Source organism: Acidobacteriota bacterium (genome assembly GCA_009838525.1).
Taxonomy (GTDB): Bacteria; Acidobacteriota; Vicinamibacteria; order Vicinamibacterales; family UBA8438; genus VXRJ01.
In genome coordinates this window covers 5,001-25,267 of record VXRJ01000004.1, presented here as the reverse complement: position 1 = coordinate 25,267, position 20,267 = coordinate 5,001, and the positions used below count along the sequence as shown (strand labels likewise).

Below are 20,267 nucleotides of genomic sequence, written 5' to 3'. Positions count from 1 at the left end.
CTGGAAAGGCAGGTGATTCGCATTGGCGAACACCTGGTTGCGGACTGAAGTTTTCTTGCCCACTGAAGTCAACTATACAGGTCGCGGGTGTCGCACAATGGCGGCTAGGCATGACTCGTCGCCTGGGCCCGGGCGGGCGAATGAGCCCGGTCAGAGTTCACGCGTACAGCGTCTGGACAAGCCGCCGCGCGTGATCGAAGCCGGCGGCGTCATCGCCGTATTCCCCCCGGTACTCCGCGGGGACCAGGCTTGCTAGAACGAGACCGACAACGTCCATGGCCAGTTGCCGGTCCTCGCCGGCCCGCTCCATCAGGGTGGTGGCGAGGACGGGGCGCCCCGCCCGCACCACGGTCTCGGTCGGATGCAGTTTCTCGGCGCCGACCGGGAACAGCGTCTCGGTGCCGGCAATGCCCATCGGCAGCACCCACGTCCCCGGAACCTCCACCAGGTAGCGTGTCGCTCCCGCGAGCATCCTGCGCAGGCCGCGGTCGCGGCTTCGCGTCCCTTCACCAAAGACCAGTAGCGCCTCGCCCTGACGAAGCCGCTCCTGGGCGATCTCGATGGACTGGCGCGCGGCGCGGGCCACGTCCCGCGGGGACATGACCGCGTCTTCCGTTGACAGTCCGCTGCTCTGAGGCGTCTTGACGGTGCCGAAACACAGGCTGGAAAAACGCCGTTTGAGACTCGAGTAGACCTTCGGTCCGGCAATGACCGTCAGACGGTCGGCCAGCGCGACGGCGCCTGCGCGCCTCATGAGCACGTCCAGCAGATTGGCGTCGGCGTAGGACAGGTGATTGGCGAAGATGACGACGGGCTCGCCGGCGACCCTCAGCAGGTGCCGGGGACCCACGATCCGCGAACCCTTGTTGAGGACCCGCTCGGCGAGCAGCTCGTGAATTCGGCCGGCCAGCGGATCCCGCGGGTAGTAGCTCCAGTCGGAACCGACGCTTGCGAGTCGCCGGTTGAGCGCATAGAGGGCATCGGGGCCGGCCCCGTCGACCTCGCGATTCAACAGTCGGCGAATGTCTTTGACGCTCCCGGCGTCGAACTCCGGGAGGGATTTGATGACCGTGTCGATCAGCCGGTCACGGCTGACGAGAGGATCGCCTTCGGGGGACTGCACGACGGTTCTCGGTTCGGACCGCCGCTCAGGGGCGGTCACCCGCGGAATGTCTGTCGGCCGCGGCGACGTCTGCGTCGGGCGCCGCTCCTGCGCCGGCCGCCGCTGCTGCGCCGGGCGCCGATTGCGGCAGCCGCGCGATGCCGATCTGCGCGAAGCCGTAGAAGGCCGCAACGAACGGGTTGATCAGGTTGAAGAAAACGAACGGGGCATAGGTAAGCGTGGAGACGCCGAGCGTCTGCGCCATGAACGCGCCGCAGGTGTTCCAGGGGATCAGGACCGAGGTGAGGGTTCCGGAGTCCTCAAGCGTGCGCGACAGGTTCTTGGGATCGAGACGGCGACGCTCGTACTCGCTCTTGAACATGCGTCCCGGCAGGACGATCGCGATGTACTGATCCGACGCCAGAACGTTGATGCTGAACGAGGTGGCGAGCGTGGCGCTGATGAGCGACCCGGTGCTCCGGACCGAGCGGAGGATCCGGCCGGCGAGAGTCCGCAGAATGCCGGTCGCCTCCAGTACCGCGCCGTACATCATGGCGGTCATGATCAACCAGACGGTGGTGAGCATGCTCGCCATTCCACCCCGCGACAGCAGGTCGTCGAGCACGGGATTGCCGGAGTCGAGCGCGTAACCCCCGTAGAGCGCCTGCCAGACCCCCTTGACCAGGGCCACCGGCCGGGGCAGCTCAGGTTCGCCAACGTAGCGGAGTACGGCTTCCGGCTGGAACAGCACGGCGAACAGTCCGCCCGTGAGCGCGCCGATCAGCAGGGCCGGGAAGGCCGGCATCTTGCGGATCACCAGCACCAGGACCAAGCCCACCGGTATCAGGAGGTGCGGACCGATGATGAACGCCGAGTCGAGCGCGGCGAGGACGGCTCCTACATCACCCGTCCCCTCCGGCGTGCCGGCGACCGCTCCCGCGACGGCAAACAGCACAACTGCTATGGCGAAGCTGGGCGTCGTCGTCCAGACCATGTGGCGGATGTGCGTGAAGAGCTCCGTCCCGGAGACGGCGGGCGCCAGGTTCGTCGTGTCCGATAGCGGCGACATCTTGTCGCCGAAGTACGCGCCCGAGATGATCGCGCCGGCCGCCAGGCCGAGGTTGAGGTTGTACGCCGCGGCGATGCCGACGAGGGCAATGCCGACCGTGCCGGCGGTTGTCCACGAGCTGCCGGTGGCGAGCGCCACCGCCGCGCAGACAACGCAGGCGGCGGCGTAGAAAACCGAGGGCGCCAGAATCGACAGCCCGTAGTAGATCATCGTCGGCACGACGCCGGCGAGGATCCAGGTGCCGATTACCGATCCCACCGTCAGCAGGATCAGGATCGCTCCCATCGAGGTGGAAACGCCCTGGCTGATCGCCCGTTCCAGGTCCTTCCAACGTTGACCGCCCACCAGGCCGACGACTGCCGCGACCGCGGCGCCGAGCACGAGCGCAATCTGGTTCGGCCCGGACGATGAATCGTCCCCGAACAGGTAGACGGAAGCGCCAAGCAGCGCGATGAGCAGAACGACCGGGACGAGCGCCAGATGCAGGGGTACGTCGGGGCGCTCCCCGGCAGGGTAGTCAGGCATGGAGACAGGTAGTTGCGCCGATCTGGATGGTGCTACCGCAGGTGTGATAAAACACTACCTGCTTCAGCCCATCACCATTGTTCATTTCTTCGTCGGCGTGTCAGACGCCCCCACCCGACCGGATTGTGAACACCACCAGGAACCTCAGGGCACAGCGGAATAGTCCGACGAGCCGCTACGCGCCCAGGGGGGCGGCCCGCGCGGTTCGTTCTCCTCATCTTGTCTGGACCTCGGGCGAAATGCGTCGACTCACGAACCTCGCGCGGCAAGCGGCGCCAAGCGACCTGCCGGTCCTGATCACCGGGGAGACCGGCACCGGCAAGGAAGTGCTGGCGCGCTTCATACACAACCACTCCGGGCGCCCGCGCGAGCTCTTCGCTCCGTACAACTGCACCAGCATGCCGGCCGACCTGGTCGATGCACAGCTCTTCGGCCACCGCCGCGGCGCGTTCACGGGCGCGCACGAACATGCGCTCGGGGTGGTACGGAGCGTCGACGGCGGCACACTGCTGCTCGACGAGATCGGCGACATCGACCCGCGCGTGCAACCGAAACTTCTCCGCCTGATCGAGAGCCGCGAGGTGCATCCGGTAGGAGAGTCCCGCCCGTCCATCGTCGATGTCCGCATTCTAGTCACTACCAACGCCGATTTGGCGCAGAGGGTAAAGGAGCAGCGGTTCCGGAAGGACCTGTTCTACCGCCTGAACATCGTCCACATCCACCTTCCGCCGCTGCGCGAGCGGCGGCGTGACGTCCCGCCGCTCGTCCGGTACTTTCTCCACCTGTTCGCGACACACTACGGCAGGCAGCGCCTTCAGATGTCCGGCGATGCCATGGAGGCCCTCATGCAGTACCCGTGGCCGGGCAACGTGCGCCAACTGGTGAACGAGATGCATCGCCTTGTGGTGCTTGCCCCCGGGGGAACGCGCATAACGACGCAACGCCTTCCCTTTCTCGAGCACGGCGATAGCACGCCGGAGCCGCCGGACGTGTCGCGCGAGACGGTAACGCTCTCGACGGATCAGCCGTTGGCAACGGCTCTGGAAGAAGTGGAACGCGCCTTGATCGTCCGGGCGCTCGATTCCGTCGACGGGCGCGTGACCGCCGCGGCCAACCGACTGGGAATCTCGCTGAAGACGCTGCGTGCAAAGCGGCGGCGGTTGAAGATCGAACCGGTGCCGTGATACTCCCCTCTTCCGATTCGTTAAGATCGGTTCAGACAAGAGTGGAGGACTACTGATGCGTCGAGAACTTACCATGACAACCCTGGCGTTGATCACCGCGGGATTCCTCGCCGCGTGCGGCGGACCGGCCGAGGAGCCGGCGCCCGCACCTGAACCGTCGGCCGACGCGCCACCGGTTTTCGACGAGGCGGGGACCGTAGATGGTCTCGAAGGCCTGGTCGCAGCCGGCGCGGTCGTCGAGAAAGTGAGCGAGGGCTTTCAGTTCACTGAGGGGCCGGTCTGGATTGGAGGCGCCGAGGACGGCTCCCTCCTCTTCAGCGACATCCCCGCCGACCGCGTCTACGAGTGGTCCGAGCGGGAGGGCTCCAGCGTCTTCCTGGATCCTGTCTTCCTGCCCGAGCTCGAGACGAATGGCCAGGGGGGATCGAACGGACTGACCGTCGACAGCGAAGGCCGCGTCGTCCTCTGTGAGCACGGCAACCGCCGCGTCGCGCGGATCGAGGCCGACGGCACGCGCATCACGCTGGCGGACCGGTACGACGGCATGCGGCTCAACAGCCCGAACGACATCGTCTACCACTCGAGCGGCGCCGCGTTCTTTACCGATCCGCCGTACGGTCTCGCCAGTCCGGAGGCGGCCGAGCTCGACTGGAACGGCATCTACCGCCTTGACACGGACGGGACGGTGACGCTGCTGGCCGACGGGCAGACGCGGCCGAACGGCATTGGATTGTCGCCCGATGAACAGACGCTCTACGTGGCCAATTCGGATCAGGAAGCGCGCATCTGGATGGCGTACCCCGTGAATGAAGACCTGACGGTCGGCGAGGGAAGCGTTCTGCTGGACCTCACCGACAGCGAAGATGCAGGCGTCCCGGACGGCTTTGCGGTGGACACGATGGGCAACCTGTGGGCAAGCGGCCCGGGCGGCATCGCCGTGATCAGTCCGGAAGGCGAACTTCTCGGGACCGTCCGCCCCGACGAGCAGCCGGCAAACGCAGCCTTCGGCAACGACGGCCGCACCCTCTACATGACGGCGCGGACCGGTCTCTACCGGGTCCGGACGGAAGTGACCGGATTGATGCCGGGCCGGTAAGCCGCGCCCGGCGTGGCGATGCTCAGACCAGTTGCGGCTACGCTCGCAATCACGCTGTCGCTCCTGGCGTCGGCGGCGCGGACGCACGCTCAGGAAGGCGTGATGACGCGCGCGGAAGCGCTCGAGCTCGCCTATCCCGGCTCGGTGGTGACGCGGGATCGCGTGATCCTGGAGCCGGAGCAGATGTCCGCGGTCGCCGCCATCGCGCGGGTCGGCATGCACGGGCGGATCTTTCCGCGCTACATCGCGCGCGATGGCGACGACGTGGTGGGGCGGGCCTACATCGACACGCACACGGCGAAGACCGAACGGCAGAGCCTGCTCATCTCGCTGGATACGGAGGGCCGGATCAAGCGCGTCGACGTCACCGTCTTCTTCGAGCCGGCCCAGTACATGGCGCCATCCGACTTCCTCCGCCAGTTCGACGACCAGGTCCTTCACGACTCTCTGCGGATCCGCGCCGGCATCCGGCCCATTGCCGGCTCTTCCTTCACCGGCCGGGCGATCAGCGACGCGGTGCGGCGCGTACTCGCCCTCGATCAGGTGCTCGAAGGCTACGGCGAGGCGACCCAGTAGAGCGGACGCACCCAGCCGCCCGCCGGGATCGGGCGGCAGCGTCGACGCACCCTACGGAACGAGCTCGCCCGTCATCGCTTCCCCGGCGCCGGTCAGGCGCACGCGGATCCGCTCGTTGCCGGGAAGCGGATCGGAAAGGTGGACGCGAAGGTAATTGTCGGTCAGGACGGTCGTGCCGCCGCCCGTCCCGTCCGCGGCGCCGGCCAGCGTCAGGCCGTCGCGAACCGCCCCCACCTGCGACGCGCGAAACCGCGCCGACAGCGCCGCGCCGACGTCGCGCAGCGCGCGTGCCCGCTCGCGGATTACCGGGCCCGGCACCTTGTCCCGCATGCCGGTTGCCTCGGTGCCCGGCCGGTCCGAGTACGGAAACACATGGAGGTAGGTGATCGGACTCTCGGCGACGTAGCGGAGCGTCCTGTCGGAATCGGCGTCGGTCTCGCCCGGAAAGCCGACCACCAGATCGCTCCCGATCGCGGCATCCGGCCGGCGCGCGCGGACGTCGTCCACGACGCGGCGGTAGGCGCCCAGCGTGTACGGCCGGCGCATCCGCCGCAGCGTTGCGTCGCTCGCATGCTGCAGTGGCAGATGCAGGTGGGGCGCGAACCGCCGGCTGCCGGTCACCAGCTCGACCACCTCCGGCGTGCAGTCCATCGGCTCCAGCGAGCTGATCCGGACGAGCAGATCGGACGCGTGTGCGTCGAGGGCCCGCAGCAACGCGGCGAGTGACGACGGCGGATCGAGGTCGCGGCCGTACGAGCCGAGGTGCACGCCTGTCAACTGCAGTTCGCGATAGCCCGCTTCCACCGCCCGGTCCACCTCGTCGAGAACCCTGGCAAGCGGCACGCTCCGCCCCCCGCCCCGGGTCGACGGAATGATGCAGTAGGCGCACTTCTCGTCGCATCCCGTCTGCACCCGCAGCGTCCAGGCGGTCCGGCCATGCTCTCCCGGCGGGATGAGGGCGCCGCATGCCCCATCGCCGCCGCCGAACCGGACCGCCGTCGTGGGAGCGGCAGCCTCCAGGATCCGCTCCGCCAGCGCTTCCTTCTCCGCGTTCGGCACCACCGCGACGACGCCCGGCAGCGCCGCCACCGCCTCAGCGTCGCGCGAGGCGTAGCAGCCGGTGGCGATCACTCGGGCTCGCGGGTTCACCCGCGCGATCCGCCGGATCGCCTGCCGCGTCCCCTGATCGGCGTTGGCGGTCACCGTGCAACTGTTGACGACCACCAGGTCGGCGTGTTCCACCGGCGCGCGGCTCGCACCCGCTGCACGCAGCCGGCTCTCCAGCCCGAACGAGTCGGCCTGGTTCACCCGACACCCGAACGTAATGATCGCGAACGTCACGGCTCGCGATCATACAGCCGGCGGGAGCCTGCTACTCCTCCCAGAACCCGTGCTGGCGCGCGCGACGGAATGAAGCTTGCAGCATCGCGGGTAGGGATACTGGGGCGCCTCCAGCGGTTTACAGGTGTATAGTCGAACTTCAAGGTGAGGAAGAAGAATCACCCGCACCGCTGGGCGGACTACCGTCGCGTGCGCTGGGGGGTCTACCGATTATCGGAGGGGACCTCAACATGCTTGACACCCATGCGATTGCCCGTTCATTGAGCGCCACCCAGTTGACGTCGGCGCAGGTGGACGCCATCACTGCCGGTATTGCCGCCGCGGCCGGCTGCCACAACGGCGACATGGCCACCAAGGCGGACTTGGCCGCACTGGAAGCGAGATTGACGTGGCGCCTGGTCGGCGCGATGGCCGCCATCGGCGCCGTCCTTCGCTTCATCGGCTAGACGCTGGAAGCTACGGCAGCAGCGCCGCGGCGCGCTGACCAGCGCTGGGCCGCGTCCCGCCCACAATCAGTTGTCCGCACGCCGCGCGGATGTCGCGGCCGCGACTCTTGCGGACCGAGACGGTGACGCCCCGCCCGGCGAGCGTGCGCGCGAAGCGGTCGACCTCGGCGTCGGTCGGCCGGCGGTACGGAATGCCGGGCGCCTCGTTCAGCGGAATCACGTTCACTTTCGAGCGGATTCCATGCAGCAGCCGGCCCAGCCGCCGGGCGTCGGCAACGCTGTCGTTGACGCCTTGCAACAGGACGTACTCGAAGGTGATCCGATCTCGCCGCTTCGTCGGAAAGCGGCGGCACGCGGCGATGAGGTCGGCCAGGCCATAAGCCCGGTTGACCGGAACGAGACGGTCGCGCTGCGCTTCCGTCGTCGCGTGCAGCGAGACCGCCAGGTTCGGCATCAGCGGCTCGTGCGCCAGCCGCTCGAGCGCCGGCAGCACGCCGACCGTCGAGAGCGTCACGCGGCGCGGGTGGACCGCCAGGCCACAGTCCGCGGCGAGGATTCGGAGGGCCTTCATGGTGGCGTCGTAGTTGTGGAGAGGTTCTCCCATCCCCATCAGCACGATGTTGAAGCGACGGCCGGCCAGGTCGAGCGCATGGGCCATCAGCCGCACCTGCGCCGCGATCTCGCCCGCCGTGAGGTTCCGCAGGAGTCCCATCCTCCCGGTCAGGCAGAAGCCGCACTGCATCGCGCAGCCCACCTGCGTCGAGACGCAGAAGGTCATCGCCGGAGTGTCCGGAATGAATACTGTCTCCACTTCCCGGCCGTCGTCGAAGCGAAGCTGGAACTTCACCGCGCCGTCGGTGGAGTCATGCCGTGCGACCACGTCGGGAGTCGGGATGGTGAAGGTGTCGTCCAGGCGAGCGCGAAGGTCGCCGGAGAGGTCGGTCATTCGGGCGAAGTCGGTGATCCCGCGGCGGTAGATCCATTGATAGATCTGCCGGGCGTGGAACCCTGGGGCGTCGAGCGCGGCGAGTGCGGACGCCAATGCCTCCGGTTCGAGTTCGGTCAAGACCGCGTGCGTCGTCATGCCATGCGGGCCGGTGGATGGCGCCAATCGTATACGCGCCATTGCCGCGCGGAAGGCTGCCATGATATGATCGACATCTCCAGAGATTTCCTTAACCATAGATTTTACAGACGTTTACGTGTCCCCAACGACTGGTCGTCCCGCTCCCGTGGCGACGGCGGCAGTAGCCCCTCCCGATCGGACCGAGCGATCGATCACGAGACGGGTCCTGCCGAGCGGACTCCGCCTCCTGATCGACCCGATGCCTGGCGTCCGCTCCGTCAGTCTGGGGGTCTGGCTGGCGCGCGGATCGCGGCACGAGGATCCCGCCCAGGGAGGCATCGCGCACTTCGTGGAGCACATGCTGTTCAAGGGGACGGCCACGCGCACGGCGGAACAGTTCGCGCAGGAGGTGGACAGCATCGGCGGCAATCTCGACGCGTACACATCGCACGAGAGCGCCGGTTACGACATCCTGACCCTGGATGAACACGTGCCGCACGCCGTCGACCTGCTGAGCGATCTCCTTTTGCATCCCGTGTTCCCGGAGCAGGAGATCGTGCGGGAGCGGAACGTCGTCCTCGAAGAGATCAATCAGGTTGAGGACACGCCGGGAGACCTCGCCTACGAACTGCTCACTGCCGGGCTCTTTCCCGGCCATCCGCTTGGCCGGTCGATTCTGGGAACCGCCGCGACGGTTTCCGCGTTCGATGGGGCCGCCCTGAATGACTACTTCGGCCGGGCCTATCGGGCGGAGAACCTGATCGTTGCCGCGGCCGGGAACGTCGACCCGGACCACCTCGGCGCGCTCGTGGGGGAGGCATTCGCTGCCGTGCCGACCGGATGCGAACCGGTGGAGGACGTGGAACCGCGGACCGGCGTCCGGCTCGACGTGCGCGACAAGGGCCTGGAGCAGGTGCAAGTCTGTCTGGGTACGCGCGGTTACCCGCAGCGGCATCCGGACCGCTACGCGCTTGCGCTCCTCATCGACATGCTGGGAGGGCCGACCAGCTCCCGCCTGTTCCAGCAGATCCGCGAGCAGCGGGGTCTTGCCTACTCGGTAGGAAGCGGCATGATCGCCTATCGTGACGCCGGCCTGGTGACCATACACGCCGGCTGCGGACAGCCTTCGGTGGGTGAGGTGGTCGATCTGATTGTTGCGGCGCTGCGCGCCTTCAAGAACACGCCTCCGCCGGAGGACGAGTTGCAGCGCGCGAAGGATCACGTAAAGAGCAACCTGTTGTTGGGTTTCGAGAGTCCAGGCGGGCGGATGGCGGAGCTCGCCCATGCGGAGATGTACTACGACCGGCACATGACGGTAACGGAGGCGCTCGCGAACTACGCGGCGGTGACCGCCGGGGATGTCCAACGCGTCGCGAACGACCTGTTCCGTAACGGCGCGCTAGGCGGCGCGCTGGTCGGTCCGGTCGCCGAGCCGATAGAGCCTTCCCGGCTCGACCTGGGTTAGGAGGCCGTGGTGGAACCCCTGCTACAGTCGAGCGGCGATGCATCCCGGCTGAACGGCGTGGAGACAAGAGGATGAGGCAGCGCCGATGATTCCCCGCTACACGCCGGCCGCGATGGGACGCCTCTGGACGGAGCAGCGTCGCTATGACACCTGGCTGAGCGTCGAGATCGCCGCCGCCGTGACAATGGCCGAGCACGGCCTCATCCCGCGCGATGCGGCACGCGATATCCGAGAGAAGGGAGCGGTCGCTGCGGCGCGAGTGGCCGAGATCGAGGAGACGACGCAGCATGACGTCATCGCCTTCACGACGGCAGTTGCGGAAGTCGTGGGACCCTCGGCCCGCTGGCTCCATTTCGGCATGACCTCGTCCGACGTGATCGACACGGCACAGGCGTTGCAGATGCGGGAGGCCTGCGATTTGCTGCTCGCCGACCTCGACGGCCTGCGCGCCGCCGTGCGTGCCCAGGCGGATGCGCACCGGCGCACACCGATGATCGGGAGGACGCACGGCGTCCATGCCGAGCCGATGACGTTTGGCGTCAAGCTGGCGCTGTGGTACGCGGAACTCGGGCGGGGTCGCGCCCGGATCGTGCGGGCTCGGGAGGGAGTCAGCGTCGGGAAGCTGTCCGGCGCGGTCGGAACCTACGCGCATCTCGATCCGGCCATCGAGCGGGGCGTCTGCGACCGCCTCGGGTTGACTCCGGCGCCGGTTGCCTCGCAGGTAATCCAGCGTGACCGCCATGCCGACCTGCTCGGTGCGCTGGCGATCACCGCGGCGTCCCTCGAGAAGTTCGCGGTGGAGGTGCGGGGCCTGCAGAAGAACGAGATCGGTGAAGTGGCCGAGCCGTTCGCCAGGGGACAGAAGGGCTCGTCGGCGATGCCGCACAAGCGGAACCCAATCGGGTGCGAGCAGGTGACGGGGCTGGCGCGCGTGGTGCGCGCGAACGCCATGGCCGCCCTCGAGAACATCGCGCTCTGGCACGAGCGGGACATTTCCCACTCCTCGGTCGAGCGCGTGATTCTGCCCGACAGCTTTTGCGCGCTCGATCACATGATCCGGCGATTCACCCGGATCGTCCGCGGCCTGGTCGTCTATCCGGAACGGATGCTGGAGAACCTGCAGCGCTCTCGCGGCGTCGTCTTCTCGGGCACCGTGCTGTTGGAGCTGGCGAAGCGGGGGGTGTCGCGCGAGGACGCGTACCTGCTGGTTCAGCGGAACGCCATGCGGTCGCACGACGAGCAGCGCGACTTCAAGACGCTGCTGCTCGACGACCCGGAAGTGACCGCCGCGCTGCCGCCGGAGGCAATCGAGGAGGCGTTCGACCTCGATGTGCAGCTCCGGCATGTCGACACGATCATGGACCGCGCGTTTGCCGCGGGCGACGCCGTCGGCGAGGGCGATGCAGGTGACGCGGGCGATGGCCGGGAACCCGTCGGCGCCGGCGCGCGGGATACAGCCTCGTGACGGTGAAGGTGTACGTCACCCTGAAGCGGTCGATTCTCGATCCGCAGGGCAAGACGATCACGGGCGCGCTTGAGTCGCTCGGCTACGGCGCGGTGCGCGATGTCCGCCAGGGAAAGTACTTCGAGCTGGACATCGACGCGGCGTCCGCCGACGAGGCGCGTTCACTCGGCGCCGAGGTGGCCGATCGGCTGCTCGCCAATCCGGTGATCGAGAGCTACCGGGTGGAGGTGGAGGCGTGAAGGCGGCGGTGGTCGTGTTCCCGGGATCGAACTGTGACCACGACGCCGCCCACGCGCTCGGCGACGTGCTCGGTCATGACGTCGACCTGATCTGGCATAAGGCGGATTCGCTGGCGGATGCCGATCTCGTGGTTCTTCCGGGAGGTTTCTCCTACGGCGATTACCTCCGGACCGGCGCCATTGCGCGCTTCTCGCCGATCATGCAGCGCGTCGTCGAGTTCGCGGCGGCGGGCGGACCGGTGATCGGCATCTGCAACGGGTTCCAGATCCTTCTCGAAGCGGGACTGTTGCCCGGCGGCATGCGACGGAACCGCGATCTGAAGTTCATCTGCGAGCATGTGCACCTGCGCGTCGAGGCGACGGACACCCCGTTCACCGGCCTGGCAGCGGAGCGACAAGTCCTCCGCATTCCGATCGCGCACGGCGAAGGGAACTACTACGCCGACGAGGCCACGCTGGCCGAGCTGGGTGTGCACCGCCAGGTGATTTTTCGCTACACGGCGCCCGACGGCGCGCTCGACGAAGCGTGGAACGTCAACGGGTCGGTCGGCGCGATCGCCGGCATTGCGAACCGCGCCCGGAACGTGGTCGGTCTGATGCCGCATCCGGAGCGGGCGTGCGAGGCGGCGGTCGGCAGTACCGACGGCCGCATCATCTTCGAGTCGGTCGCCGCCGCGCTGGCTCGGGACGGCCTCGCAGCCGCCGTGCCCGGCCGTGCCGTGGCGGGCCCCACCGCAAGATGACCGGTCGCGACGCGGTGCCCGGCGCGGTGCGGATCGATAACGAGACGATCGCGGCGCACGGGCTGACGCCGGACGAGTACGACCGGATCGTCGCCATCCTCGGCCGCCATCCGAACCTGCTGGAGCTGGGCATCTTCTCGGTCATGTGGTCGGAGCATTGCAGCTACAAGAGTTCCCGAATCCACCTCCGGACGCTCCCCACCTCCGGGCCACGAGTGGTGCAGGGGCCGGGCGAGAACGCCGGCGTGATCGATATCGGCGGCGGCCTGGTGGCCGTCTTCAAGATTGAATCGCACAACCATCCGTCGTTCATCGAGCCGTACCAGGGGGCGGCAACCGGCGTGGGCGGGATTATCCGCGACATCTTCACGATGGGCGCGCGCCCGATCGCGCTGCTCGACTCGCTCCGGTTCGGACCGCCCGAAACCGGGCCGACGCGCCGGCTGATCGACGGCGTCGTGGCCGGGATCGCCGGCTATGGCAACAGCATCGGGGTGCCGACGATCGGCGGCGAGGTCGGGTTCGACGAGAGCTACGCCGGCAATCCGCTGGTGAACGTCTTTTGCCTCGGCGTTGCGCCGGCGGAGGGCGTCATCCGTGGCCGTGCGGAGGGAACCGGCAACGCGGTCTACTACGTTGGAGCGAAGACGGGCCGCGACGGGATCCATGGCGCCACGATGGCGTCGGCCGAGTTTGACGACGCCTCCGCCGAGAAGCGTCCCAACGTGCAGGTGGGCGATCCATTCATGGAGAAACTGCTGCTCGAGGCCTGCCTCGAGGTGCTGCGCACCGACGCGCTGGTCGGCCTCCAGGATATGGGGGCGGCCGGGCTGACCTGTTCGTCGTGCGAGATGGGAGCGCGCGGCGGCGCCGGCATCGACATCGACGTGGCCCGCGTGCCGCAGCGCGAGTCGAAGATGACGCCGTACGAAATCATGCTTTCCGAATCGCAGGAACGCATGCTGTTCATCGTCCGGCAGGGACGGGAGTCGGAGGTGGACCGCATCTTCGAGAAGTGGGATCTGCACGCGGTCCGTATCGGCGACGTCACGGGAGACGGCCTGCTGCGGGTCCGCGACGGCGGGAAGGTGGTGGCGGAGATTCCGAATCGGCCCCTTGCCGACGAGGCGCCGCTGTACGACCGGCCGGTGCGCGAGCCGGACGATCTGGCGGAGCGGCAAGCGCTCGACACCGCCGCGCTGGCGGCGGACGCCGTGACCAGCGAGAGCTTCCTGCGCCTTGTCTCGTCACCCGGCATCGCCAGCCGGCGCTGGATCTACCGGCAGTACGACCACATGGTCCGGACCAACACCATTGCGCCGGCGGGAGCCGGCGCGGGTGTCGTGCGGGTCAAGGGAACCCGCCGCGCGCTGGCCTTTTCCGTTGACGGCAATGGACGGTACTGCTGGCTCGACCCGCACCGCGGCGCGATGCTCGCGGTCGCGGAATCGGCCCGCAACGTCGTCTGCACGGGCGCACAGCCGGTCGGCGCGACGAACTGCCTCAACTTCGGCAACCCGGAGCGGCCCGAGATCATGTGGCAATTCGCACGCGCGATTGCCGGCATGGGCGATGCCTGCCGGGAGCTGGAGATCCCGATAACGGGCGGGAACGTCAGCCTGTACAACGAGACCGACGGTCAGGCCATCCTTCCGACGCCGGTGTTGGGCGTGGTTGGGATAATGGACCATGCGGACCGGTGTGTGGGACGATCGTTCCGCGCGGCGGACGATGTCATCCTGCTCCTTGGGCCGCCAGGCGGCACACTGGGCGGCAGCGAGTATCTGAAGGTGGTGCATGGCGTCGTTCGGGGCGCGCCGCCGGCAATCGACCTGGCCGACGAACGGGCGCTGCAGCAACTGATGTTGATGCTTACGGCCGAGTCGCTGATCCGATCGGCGCACGACTGCAGCGACGGCGGCCTGGCGGTGACGGTGGCCGAATGCGCGTTCGACAGCGACGGCGGAATCGGCGGCGATGTGACTTTGCCACCCGCCGCTCCCGGTGCGGGAGGGGCGGCCGCGGCGCTCTTCGGCGAGGCGGCGTCGCAGATTGTCGTGTCGGTGCGCGAAGCGGACGCCGACCGGGTGGCCGCGGTCGCGGCCGCGGCTGGCGTGCCGGCGTGTGTTCTGGGGCGGACCGGCGGCGAGCGGTTGCGGTTTGCCATCGAGGGAGGAACGGAAGCGCTGGTCGACGTTGGGCTCGCGGAGGCGGAACGGGCCTGGTCGACCGGCCTGTCGCGTCACTTTGAGGAGACGGCCGCATGAGTGCAGGGGAAGGGCACGCGTCGGTGGTCGGGCGGGAACGGGACGTCACCACGCGGGCGCGGTGCGAGCCGCTGGACGACGACAAGTTCCACGACGAGTGCGGCGTCTTCGGCATCCATGGCCATGCGGACGCGTCGTCTCTCGCCTATCTCGGATTGTACGCGCTACAGCACCGTGGCCAGGAGTCCGCCGGCATCGCATCGGCGAACAACGGCCGCGTCAAGCTCTCGCGCGCCATGGGCTATGTGGGCGACACTTTCAACGATGGCCTGCTCGCCAACCTCCCGGGTGCTTCGGCCATTGGCCACGTGCGGTACTCGACGTTCGGCGACAGCCGGATCGTCAATGCGCAGCCGATCCTGATCGACTGCGCGCACGGCCAGATAGCGCTCTGCCACAACGGCAACCTGGTGAACGCGGCGGAGCTTCGCGAGCGGCTGGTCCGGCAGGGTTCGATCTTCCAGACCAATAGCGACACCGAGGTGGTGCTGCATCTCTACGCCAAGTCCACCGCCGCCACGCCGGAGGACGCGATCGTGGAATCGGTCTCGCAGGTGAGCGGCGCGTTCTCGCTGGTCCTGCTGACACCGGAGAACCTCATCGCCGTGCGCGACCCCCACGGATTCCGTCCACTGGCGCTGGGCCGTATCGATGACGCCTACGTCGTCTGCTCCGAGACTTGCGCGATGGACCTGATCGGCGCCACCTACGAGCGGGAGATCGAGCCCGGCGAGGTGCTGGTGATTGGCCGCGACGGCCTCCGGTCGTACAAACCGTTCCCGCCGACCCAGGTTTCGCATTGCGTCTTCGAGCATGTCTACTTCGCGCGGCCCGACAGCTACGTTTTCGGCCAGAGCGTGAATGCGGTGCGGACGAACCTGGGCCGACGGTTGGCGAAGGAATCGGCCGTCGACGCCGACGTTGTCGTGCCCATTCCCGACTCCGGCCTCGTAGCGGCCATCGGGTACGCCGAGAGCTCCGGCCTTCCGCTCAAGATGGGGCTCATCCGGAACCACTACGTGGGTCGCACCTTCATTCAGCCGCACCAGGCGGTCCGCGGACTGAAGGTGAAGGTGAAACTGAACACGGTCCGCAACGTTCTGGAAGGAAAGCGGGTGGTACTCGTGGACGACTCGATCGTGCGAGGCACCACCAGCCAGAAGATTGTCGCCATGATCAAGGCGGCGGGCGCGACCGAAGTCCATATGCGGATCAGTTGCCCGCCGACGGTGGCGCCCTGCTACTACGGCATCGACACACCCCATCGCGACGAACTGATTGCGGCCTCCCGCAGCGTCGACGAGATTCGGGATTTCATGGGGGCCGACACGCTGGCCTACCTGAGTGTCGAGGGGCTGCGCGCCGCGGTGGGCGAGCGGAACGTCGAGTACTGCACTGCCTGCTATACGCGCCAGTACCCGGTCCCCCCACCGCAGGATTCCGATGCCTACATGCAGATGGTGCTCAAGATGGCGCCCGAGGCGGGCAGCGGGTTGCAGGATGAACCGTGAGGGTGCGCCTTTCCCCGCGAGCCCGTGGTGAAGCCCTGGCGGTCGCCGCCTGCGCGTGGGTGATCGCCGGCGCGGCGGCGGGTGGAGCGTCCGTCTACGCTCAGACGCCACCTGATCTGGCACAGGCGATCACCGCGCTGGGCGATTTCAGCTATCAGGTCCGGGCCGAGGCGTCGCGCGTCGTGCGGCGGACCGACGCTGGGATCGTCGTGCCGGCGCTGCTCGAAGCGGCCCGGACGCATCCTGACAGCTACGTGCAGTTTCGCGCCGCGGTGATCCTTTCCGGCTATCCCGATCCGCGAGTAGACGCGTACTTCCGCGAGTCGCTCGAGTCGCTGAACGACCGCGTTCGCGCCGTGGCCTACGAAGCGGCGGCGTACCGTCCCGACCCGTCCCTGGCGCGCCGGCTGCTCGGGGCCCTGGAGCAGGAGGCCTCCGAGTTCGTCCGGCCGCAACTGATTCGGGCGCTCGCCGCGCATTCCGCGGACCCGGCGGTGCGGGGGCAGTTGACGGCCGACATCAACCGGGGCGAGTCGGCGTTTCGCTCGGCCGTCATCGAGGCGCTTGGCGATCAGCGCGCCGCCTGGGCGGTCGACCAACTGCTGCCTCTCGCTTCCGAGGAGGGACCGCTGCGGGACGACGCGCTTCTTGCCCTCGGCAAGATCGGAGACGAGAGGGCGCTCCGGGCACTCGCGGGAACCGCGGTGGACCCTGACGATCCCGATCAGCCGATCGTCTCGGCTACCACCTGCCTGCTCGGGGTCGATTGCCGGAGCCAGGTGGACTATGTCGTCGGAACCCTGAAGTACGGTGCGAGCGGCGCCGGCGGCGACCCGGAACTGCTGCGTGCGGCGTCGTCGGCCGCGGCCGCACTCGCGATGGCGGGACATGCCGAGGCGCTTGGCGGGTTGCTGGACGCCGGTGTGGGCGCGGCTGATCCCGGGCGCGCGCCGATCGCCCTTGCGCTCGGGGCGGTTGCGCTCCGGACGCCGGAACGGGCGCTGGAGGCGATCGTGGCGCGGGGCGATCTGGAAGACGTACTGCTGCTCCTGCGCGACGCGTTCGACATGCTGGACGAGGACCTGGCGGAGGAGCGGTTCTACGTCCTGATGCGGGATCTCTACTGGGCCGACGGGCAATCGGGCCAGGTGCGGGCGGCCGTCGAGAGGGCGATGGAGGTGCTGGAGTTCTGACCGCGGGCAGCGGTTGACGACGGGCTGCGGACGATGGACTACAAGACCTCCGGGGTAGACATAGATGCCGGCCAGACGGTGGTCGAGCGGGTCAAGCACCTCGCCCGAAGCACGTTCAGCGAGGGCGTGCTGAGCGACATAGGGACGTTCGGCGGGCTGTTCCGCCCCGAACTCGGGGGGATGGACGAACCGGTGCTCGTGGCAAGCTGCGATGGCGTCGGGACAAAGCTGAAGGTCGCGTTCGCGGCCCGTGTCCACGCCACGGTAGGCGCCGATCTCGTAAACCACTGCGTCAATGACATCCTGGTGCAGGGGGCTCGACCGATCTTCTTTCTCGACTATCTCGCGACCGGCCGGCTGTCTCCGGAGGTCTCTTCGGAGGTTATCCAGGGAATCGCGACCGCTTGCCGGGAGAACCGCTGCGCGCTGCTCGGCGGCGAGACGGCGGAAATGCCGGGATTCTACGCGGACGACGAGTACGACCTGGCCGGTTTCGTCGTCGGCCTGGTCGACCGCGCCCGGATCCTCGACGGCCGCTCAATCCGTCCGGGGGACGCGTTGATCGGCCTGCCCTCGAGCGGTCTGCACACGAACGGCTACACCCTGGCCCGCGCGATCCTGTTCGACAAACTCGGCCTCGCCGTGGACTCGGAGGTAGACGCGCTTGGCTGCACGGTGGGCGAAGAGCTGCTTCGGACGCATCGGTCGTACGTGCCGACGGTCCGCCCGGCGATCGACATGGGCCGGACAAAGGGCATTGCGCACATCACGGGCGGCGGCCTGACCGACAACGTGCCCCGCATTCTGCCGGCCGGGTGCAAGGCTGTCATCGATCCGGATCGCTGGTCCCGCCTGCCGATCTTCGACTTGCTCCAGGAGGAGGGAGCGGTGCCGGACGCGGACATGTACCGGACGTTCAACATGGGCATCGGCCTCGTGATTGTCTGTGCGCCGGACGATGTGCACGACGTCGTTGCCAAGCTGATCACCTGTGGCGAGGTGGGAGCGGGCGTAATCGGCGAGGTGCGGGCCGGTGAGTGCGGGGTGGAGTACGCCCCGCTCGACAAGGCCGCGTCCTTCTGACGGCTGACCGGAGAGCGATGGCCAACGGCGGGGGCGGCAATTCGGCGGCGGAGCCCGGGATCGGCGGCCGGCGAATCGGCGTCCTGATCTCGGGCCGCGGCAGCAACCTGCAGGCAATCATCGACGCCATTGCCGGCGGGCGGCTCGCGGCGGAGCTGGCCGTCGTCATCTCCAACAAGCCGGGCGCCGCCGGTCTGCAACGGGCGGCGAGAGCGGGTGTCGAGACGCTGGTCATGCGCCACACCGACTATCCCTCGCGGGAGGCGTTCGACCTGGCCATGGCGGACGAGCTGCGGCGCCGCTCGGTCGACGTCGTCTGCCTTGCCGGCTTCATGCGTCTCCTGAGCGCGGCGTTCGTCAAGGCGTTCCCGAACCGGATTCTGAATATCCATCCGTCGCTCCTGCCGGCTTTCCCCGGACTCGACGCGCAGCGCCAGGCGTGGACGCACGGCGTGGCCGTGAGCGGCGCCACGGTTCACATCGTCACGCCGGAGCTGGACGATGGGCCGATCGTTCGGCAGGCCACGGTCCCTGTGGAGCCGGACGACACGCCGGAGACCCTCGCCTCCCGTATCCTGATCGAAGAGCACCGGATCTATCCGGAGGCGATTGCCACACTATTGGCGGGAGGCTGGCGGATTGAAGGCCGCCGTTTCATCGCGCCGGCCTGATCCGCAGCGGGCGCTGAAGCGCGGGGTGGCGCCACTCGCTGGCGGGCGCGCCGGTACAATGAATGGTTCAGATGACCCTTGACGAACAAATTGCGTACCTGACCAAGGGGTGCGTCGACGTCGTCCGCGAGACGGAGCTGCGCGCGAAGCTGACCGGGGCGTCCGAGACCGGACGGTCGTTGACCATAAAGGTGGGCTTCGATCCGACTGCTCCCGACCTGCACCTGGGGCACACCGTCCTGATCCGGAAGATGAAGCACTTTCAGGACCTGGGACATCGGGTGATCTTCCTGATCGGCGACTTCACCGGCCTGATCGGCGACCCGACGGGTCGCTCGAAGACCCGCCCGCCCCTGACGCGCGAGCAGATCGACGCCAACGCCGAGACCTACAAGCGGCAGATCTTCAAGCTGCTCGATCCTCAGGCTACGGTGATCGACTTCAACAGTTCCTGGCTCGGCGCGCTCGGGAGCGAGGGGCTGATTCGGCTCGCGGCCCGCTACAACGTGGCCCAGATGCTGGAGCGTCGCGACTTCCGCCAGCGCTACGAGGCGGGCCAGCCGATCGCGATCCACGAGTTTCTGTACCCCCTGGCGCAGGCCTACGACTCGGTCCATCTGCGGACCGACGTCGAGCTGGGAGGAACGGATCAGCTCTTCAATCTGAACGTCGGCCGCGACATCATGCCGTCGTTTGGCGTCGAGCCGCAGATCGTCATGACGACGCCGCTTCTGGTTGGCCTCGACGGGACCGAGAAGATGTCGAAGTCAGCCGGGAACTATGTGGGCATAACCGAGCCGGCGGGCGAGATGTTCGGCAAGCTCATGTCGATCTCCGACGAACTGATGTGGAGCTACCAGGAGCTGTTGACCGACCGGTCGACGGCGGAAGTCGACGCGCTGCGTTCCCGGGTCGACGCGGGTGACCTCCATCCCAAGCAGGCGAAGGTCGACCTGGCGGTGCGGATCGTCGGCGACTTCCATTCCGGGGAAGCCGCGCGCGCCGCCGCGGAGGCCTTCGAACGGCAGTTCTCCAGGCGCGAGCTGCCTGACGAGGTGGACGAATGGACGGACCGGACGCCGCCCGAGGGGCGACGCCTGTCGGCCATCATGGTGGCGGCGGGTCTCGCCCCGTCCGGCGGCGCGGCGACCCGTGTGATCGGCCAGGGAGGCGTCCGCGTGGATGGCGCCAGGATCCAGGACCGGTTCCACACGGTACCAGCCGA

The 20,267-nt window shown here is 68.0% G+C and carries 18 protein-coding genes (1 of these 18 only partly in view); 14 read left to right on the top strand and 4 right to left on the bottom strand.

All coding sequences use genetic code 11. From position 1 onward, the window contains the following. Positions 1 to 157 precede the first annotated feature (157 nt). On the bottom strand, positions 158 to 1,294 hold the full coding sequence (locus F4Y45_00835; protein MXY23053.1) for a 1-acyl-sn-glycerol-3-phosphate acyltransferase: 1,137 nt from the start codon (positions 1,292 to 1,294) through the stop codon (positions 158 to 160). Then, entirely contained in the window at positions 1,149 to 2,696 is a 1,548-nt protein-coding gene (gene nhaC, locus F4Y45_00830) for a Na+/H+ antiporter NhaC (GenBank protein ID MXY23052.1), read from the bottom strand. The genes F4Y45_00835 and nhaC overlap by 146 nt, the downstream gene beginning before the upstream one ends. 239 nt (positions 2,697 to 2,935) lie before the next feature. Here nhaC and F4Y45_00825 point away from each other — a divergent pair, with 239 nt between their 5' ends. Genes F4Y45_00825 through F4Y45_00815 form a run of 3 tightly spaced genes read left to right on the top strand, consistent with a single transcriptional unit; the run spans position 2,936 to position 5,552 of the window. Further along, positions 2,936 to 3,880 carry a sigma-54-dependent Fis family transcriptional regulator gene (locus F4Y45_00825; GenBank protein ID MXY23051.1) on the top strand — a complete coding sequence of 315 codons (945 nt, stop codon included), beginning with the start codon at positions 2,936 to 2,938 and terminating at the stop codon, positions 3,878 to 3,880. Between the two features lie 55 nt (positions 3,881 to 3,935). Then, positions 3,936 to 4,976, top strand: a complete 1,041-nt coding sequence (locus tag F4Y45_00820; GenBank protein MXY23050.1) for an SMP-30/gluconolactonase/LRE family protein — start codon at positions 3,936 to 3,938, stop codon at positions 4,974 to 4,976. An 18-nt stretch (positions 4,977 to 4,994) separates the two neighbouring features. After that, positions 4,995 to 5,552, top strand: a complete 558-nt coding sequence (locus F4Y45_00815; protein ID MXY23049.1) for a hypothetical protein — start codon at positions 4,995 to 4,997, stop codon at positions 5,550 to 5,552. Between the two features lie 51 nt (positions 5,553 to 5,603). Here the strand turns inward: F4Y45_00815 and F4Y45_00810 are convergent, their stop codons facing one another. After that, the gene (locus F4Y45_00810; protein ID MXY23048.1) at positions 5,604 to 6,893 is read right to left on the bottom strand and encodes a MiaB/RimO family radical SAM methylthiotransferase; all 1,290 of its coding nucleotides are present in this window, start codon (positions 6,891 to 6,893) and stop codon (positions 5,604 to 5,606) included. Between the two features lie 230 nt (positions 6,894 to 7,123). On the opposite strand from F4Y45_00810, the gene F4Y45_00805 reads away from it, so the two are divergent. Continuing rightward, entirely contained in the window at positions 7,124 to 7,339 is a 216-nt protein-coding gene (locus tag F4Y45_00805; GenBank protein MXY23047.1) for a hypothetical protein, read from the top strand. Between the two features lie 10 nt (positions 7,340 to 7,349). On the opposite strand, the gene rlmN is transcribed toward F4Y45_00805, so the two are convergent. Continuing rightward, positions 7,350 to 8,522 (bottom strand): 23S rRNA (adenine(2503)-C(2))-methyltransferase RlmN, encoded by a 1,173-nt coding sequence (gene rlmN / locus F4Y45_00800; GenBank protein ID MXY23046.1) that lies wholly within the window; start codon positions 8,520 to 8,522, stop codon positions 7,350 to 7,352. 49 nt (positions 8,523 to 8,571) lie between these two features. Here rlmN and F4Y45_00795 point away from each other — a divergent pair, with 49 nt between their 5' ends. The 10 genes from F4Y45_00795 to F4Y45_00750 form a co-directional block, all read left to right on the top strand. Then, positions 8,572 to 9,870: an insulinase family protein gene (locus F4Y45_00795; protein MXY23045.1), complete on the top strand. Its 1,299-nt coding sequence runs from the start codon at positions 8,572 to 8,574 to the stop codon at positions 9,868 to 9,870. An 85-nt stretch (positions 9,871 to 9,955) separates the two neighbouring features. After that, positions 9,956 to 11,335 carry an adenylosuccinate lyase gene (locus F4Y45_00790; protein ID MXY23044.1) on the top strand — a complete coding sequence of 460 codons (1,380 nt, stop codon included), beginning with the start codon at positions 9,956 to 9,958 and terminating at the stop codon, positions 11,333 to 11,335. After that, the gene (gene purS / locus F4Y45_00785; protein MXY23043.1) at positions 11,332 to 11,574 is read left to right on the top strand and encodes a phosphoribosylformylglycinamidine synthase subunit PurS; all 243 of its coding nucleotides are present in this window, start codon (positions 11,332 to 11,334) and stop codon (positions 11,572 to 11,574) included. Before F4Y45_00790 ends, purS begins: the two co-directional genes overlap by 4 nt. Continuing rightward, entirely contained in the window at positions 11,571 to 12,317 is a 747-nt protein-coding gene (gene purQ, locus F4Y45_00780) for a phosphoribosylformylglycinamidine synthase subunit PurQ (protein MXY23042.1), read from the top strand. Before purS ends, purQ begins: the two co-directional genes overlap by 4 nt. Then, positions 12,314 to 14,584 carry a phosphoribosylformylglycinamidine synthase subunit PurL gene (purL, locus tag F4Y45_00775; GenBank protein ID MXY23041.1) on the top strand — a complete coding sequence of 757 codons (2,271 nt, stop codon included), beginning with the start codon at positions 12,314 to 12,316 and terminating at the stop codon, positions 14,582 to 14,584. The genes purQ and purL overlap by 4 nt, the downstream gene beginning before the upstream one ends. Next, the gene (locus tag F4Y45_00770) at positions 14,581 to 16,095 is read left to right on the top strand and encodes an amidophosphoribosyltransferase (GenBank protein MXY23040.1); all 1,515 of its coding nucleotides are present in this window, start codon (positions 14,581 to 14,583) and stop codon (positions 16,093 to 16,095) included. The genes purL and F4Y45_00770 overlap by 4 nt, the downstream gene beginning before the upstream one ends. After that, positions 16,092 to 17,288: a HEAT repeat domain-containing protein gene (locus F4Y45_00765; protein ID MXY23039.1), complete on the top strand. Its 1,197-nt coding sequence runs from the start codon at positions 16,092 to 16,094 to the stop codon at positions 17,286 to 17,288. The genes F4Y45_00770 and F4Y45_00765 overlap by 4 nt, the downstream gene beginning before the upstream one ends. Positions 17,289 to 17,321: 33 nt before the next feature. After that, positions 17,322 to 18,371, top strand: coding sequence for a phosphoribosylformylglycinamidine cyclo-ligase (locus F4Y45_00760; protein ID MXY23038.1), 1,050 nt, complete (start codon positions 17,322 to 17,324; stop codon positions 18,369 to 18,371). 17 nt (positions 18,372 to 18,388) lie between these two features. After that, positions 18,389 to 19,042 carry a phosphoribosylglycinamide formyltransferase gene (locus tag F4Y45_00755; GenBank protein MXY23037.1) on the top strand — a complete coding sequence of 218 codons (654 nt, stop codon included), beginning with the start codon at positions 18,389 to 18,391 and terminating at the stop codon, positions 19,040 to 19,042. A gap of 71 nt (positions 19,043 to 19,113) precedes the next feature. Further along, positions 19,114 to 20,267, top strand: partial view of a tyrosine--tRNA ligase gene (locus F4Y45_00750; GenBank protein ID MXY23036.1) — the 5' portion only. Its footprint extends 82 nt past the window's final position; the window shows 1,154 of its 1,236 coding nt (coding positions 1-1,154); it begins with the start codon at positions 19,114 to 19,116; its stop codon lies beyond the right edge, outside the window.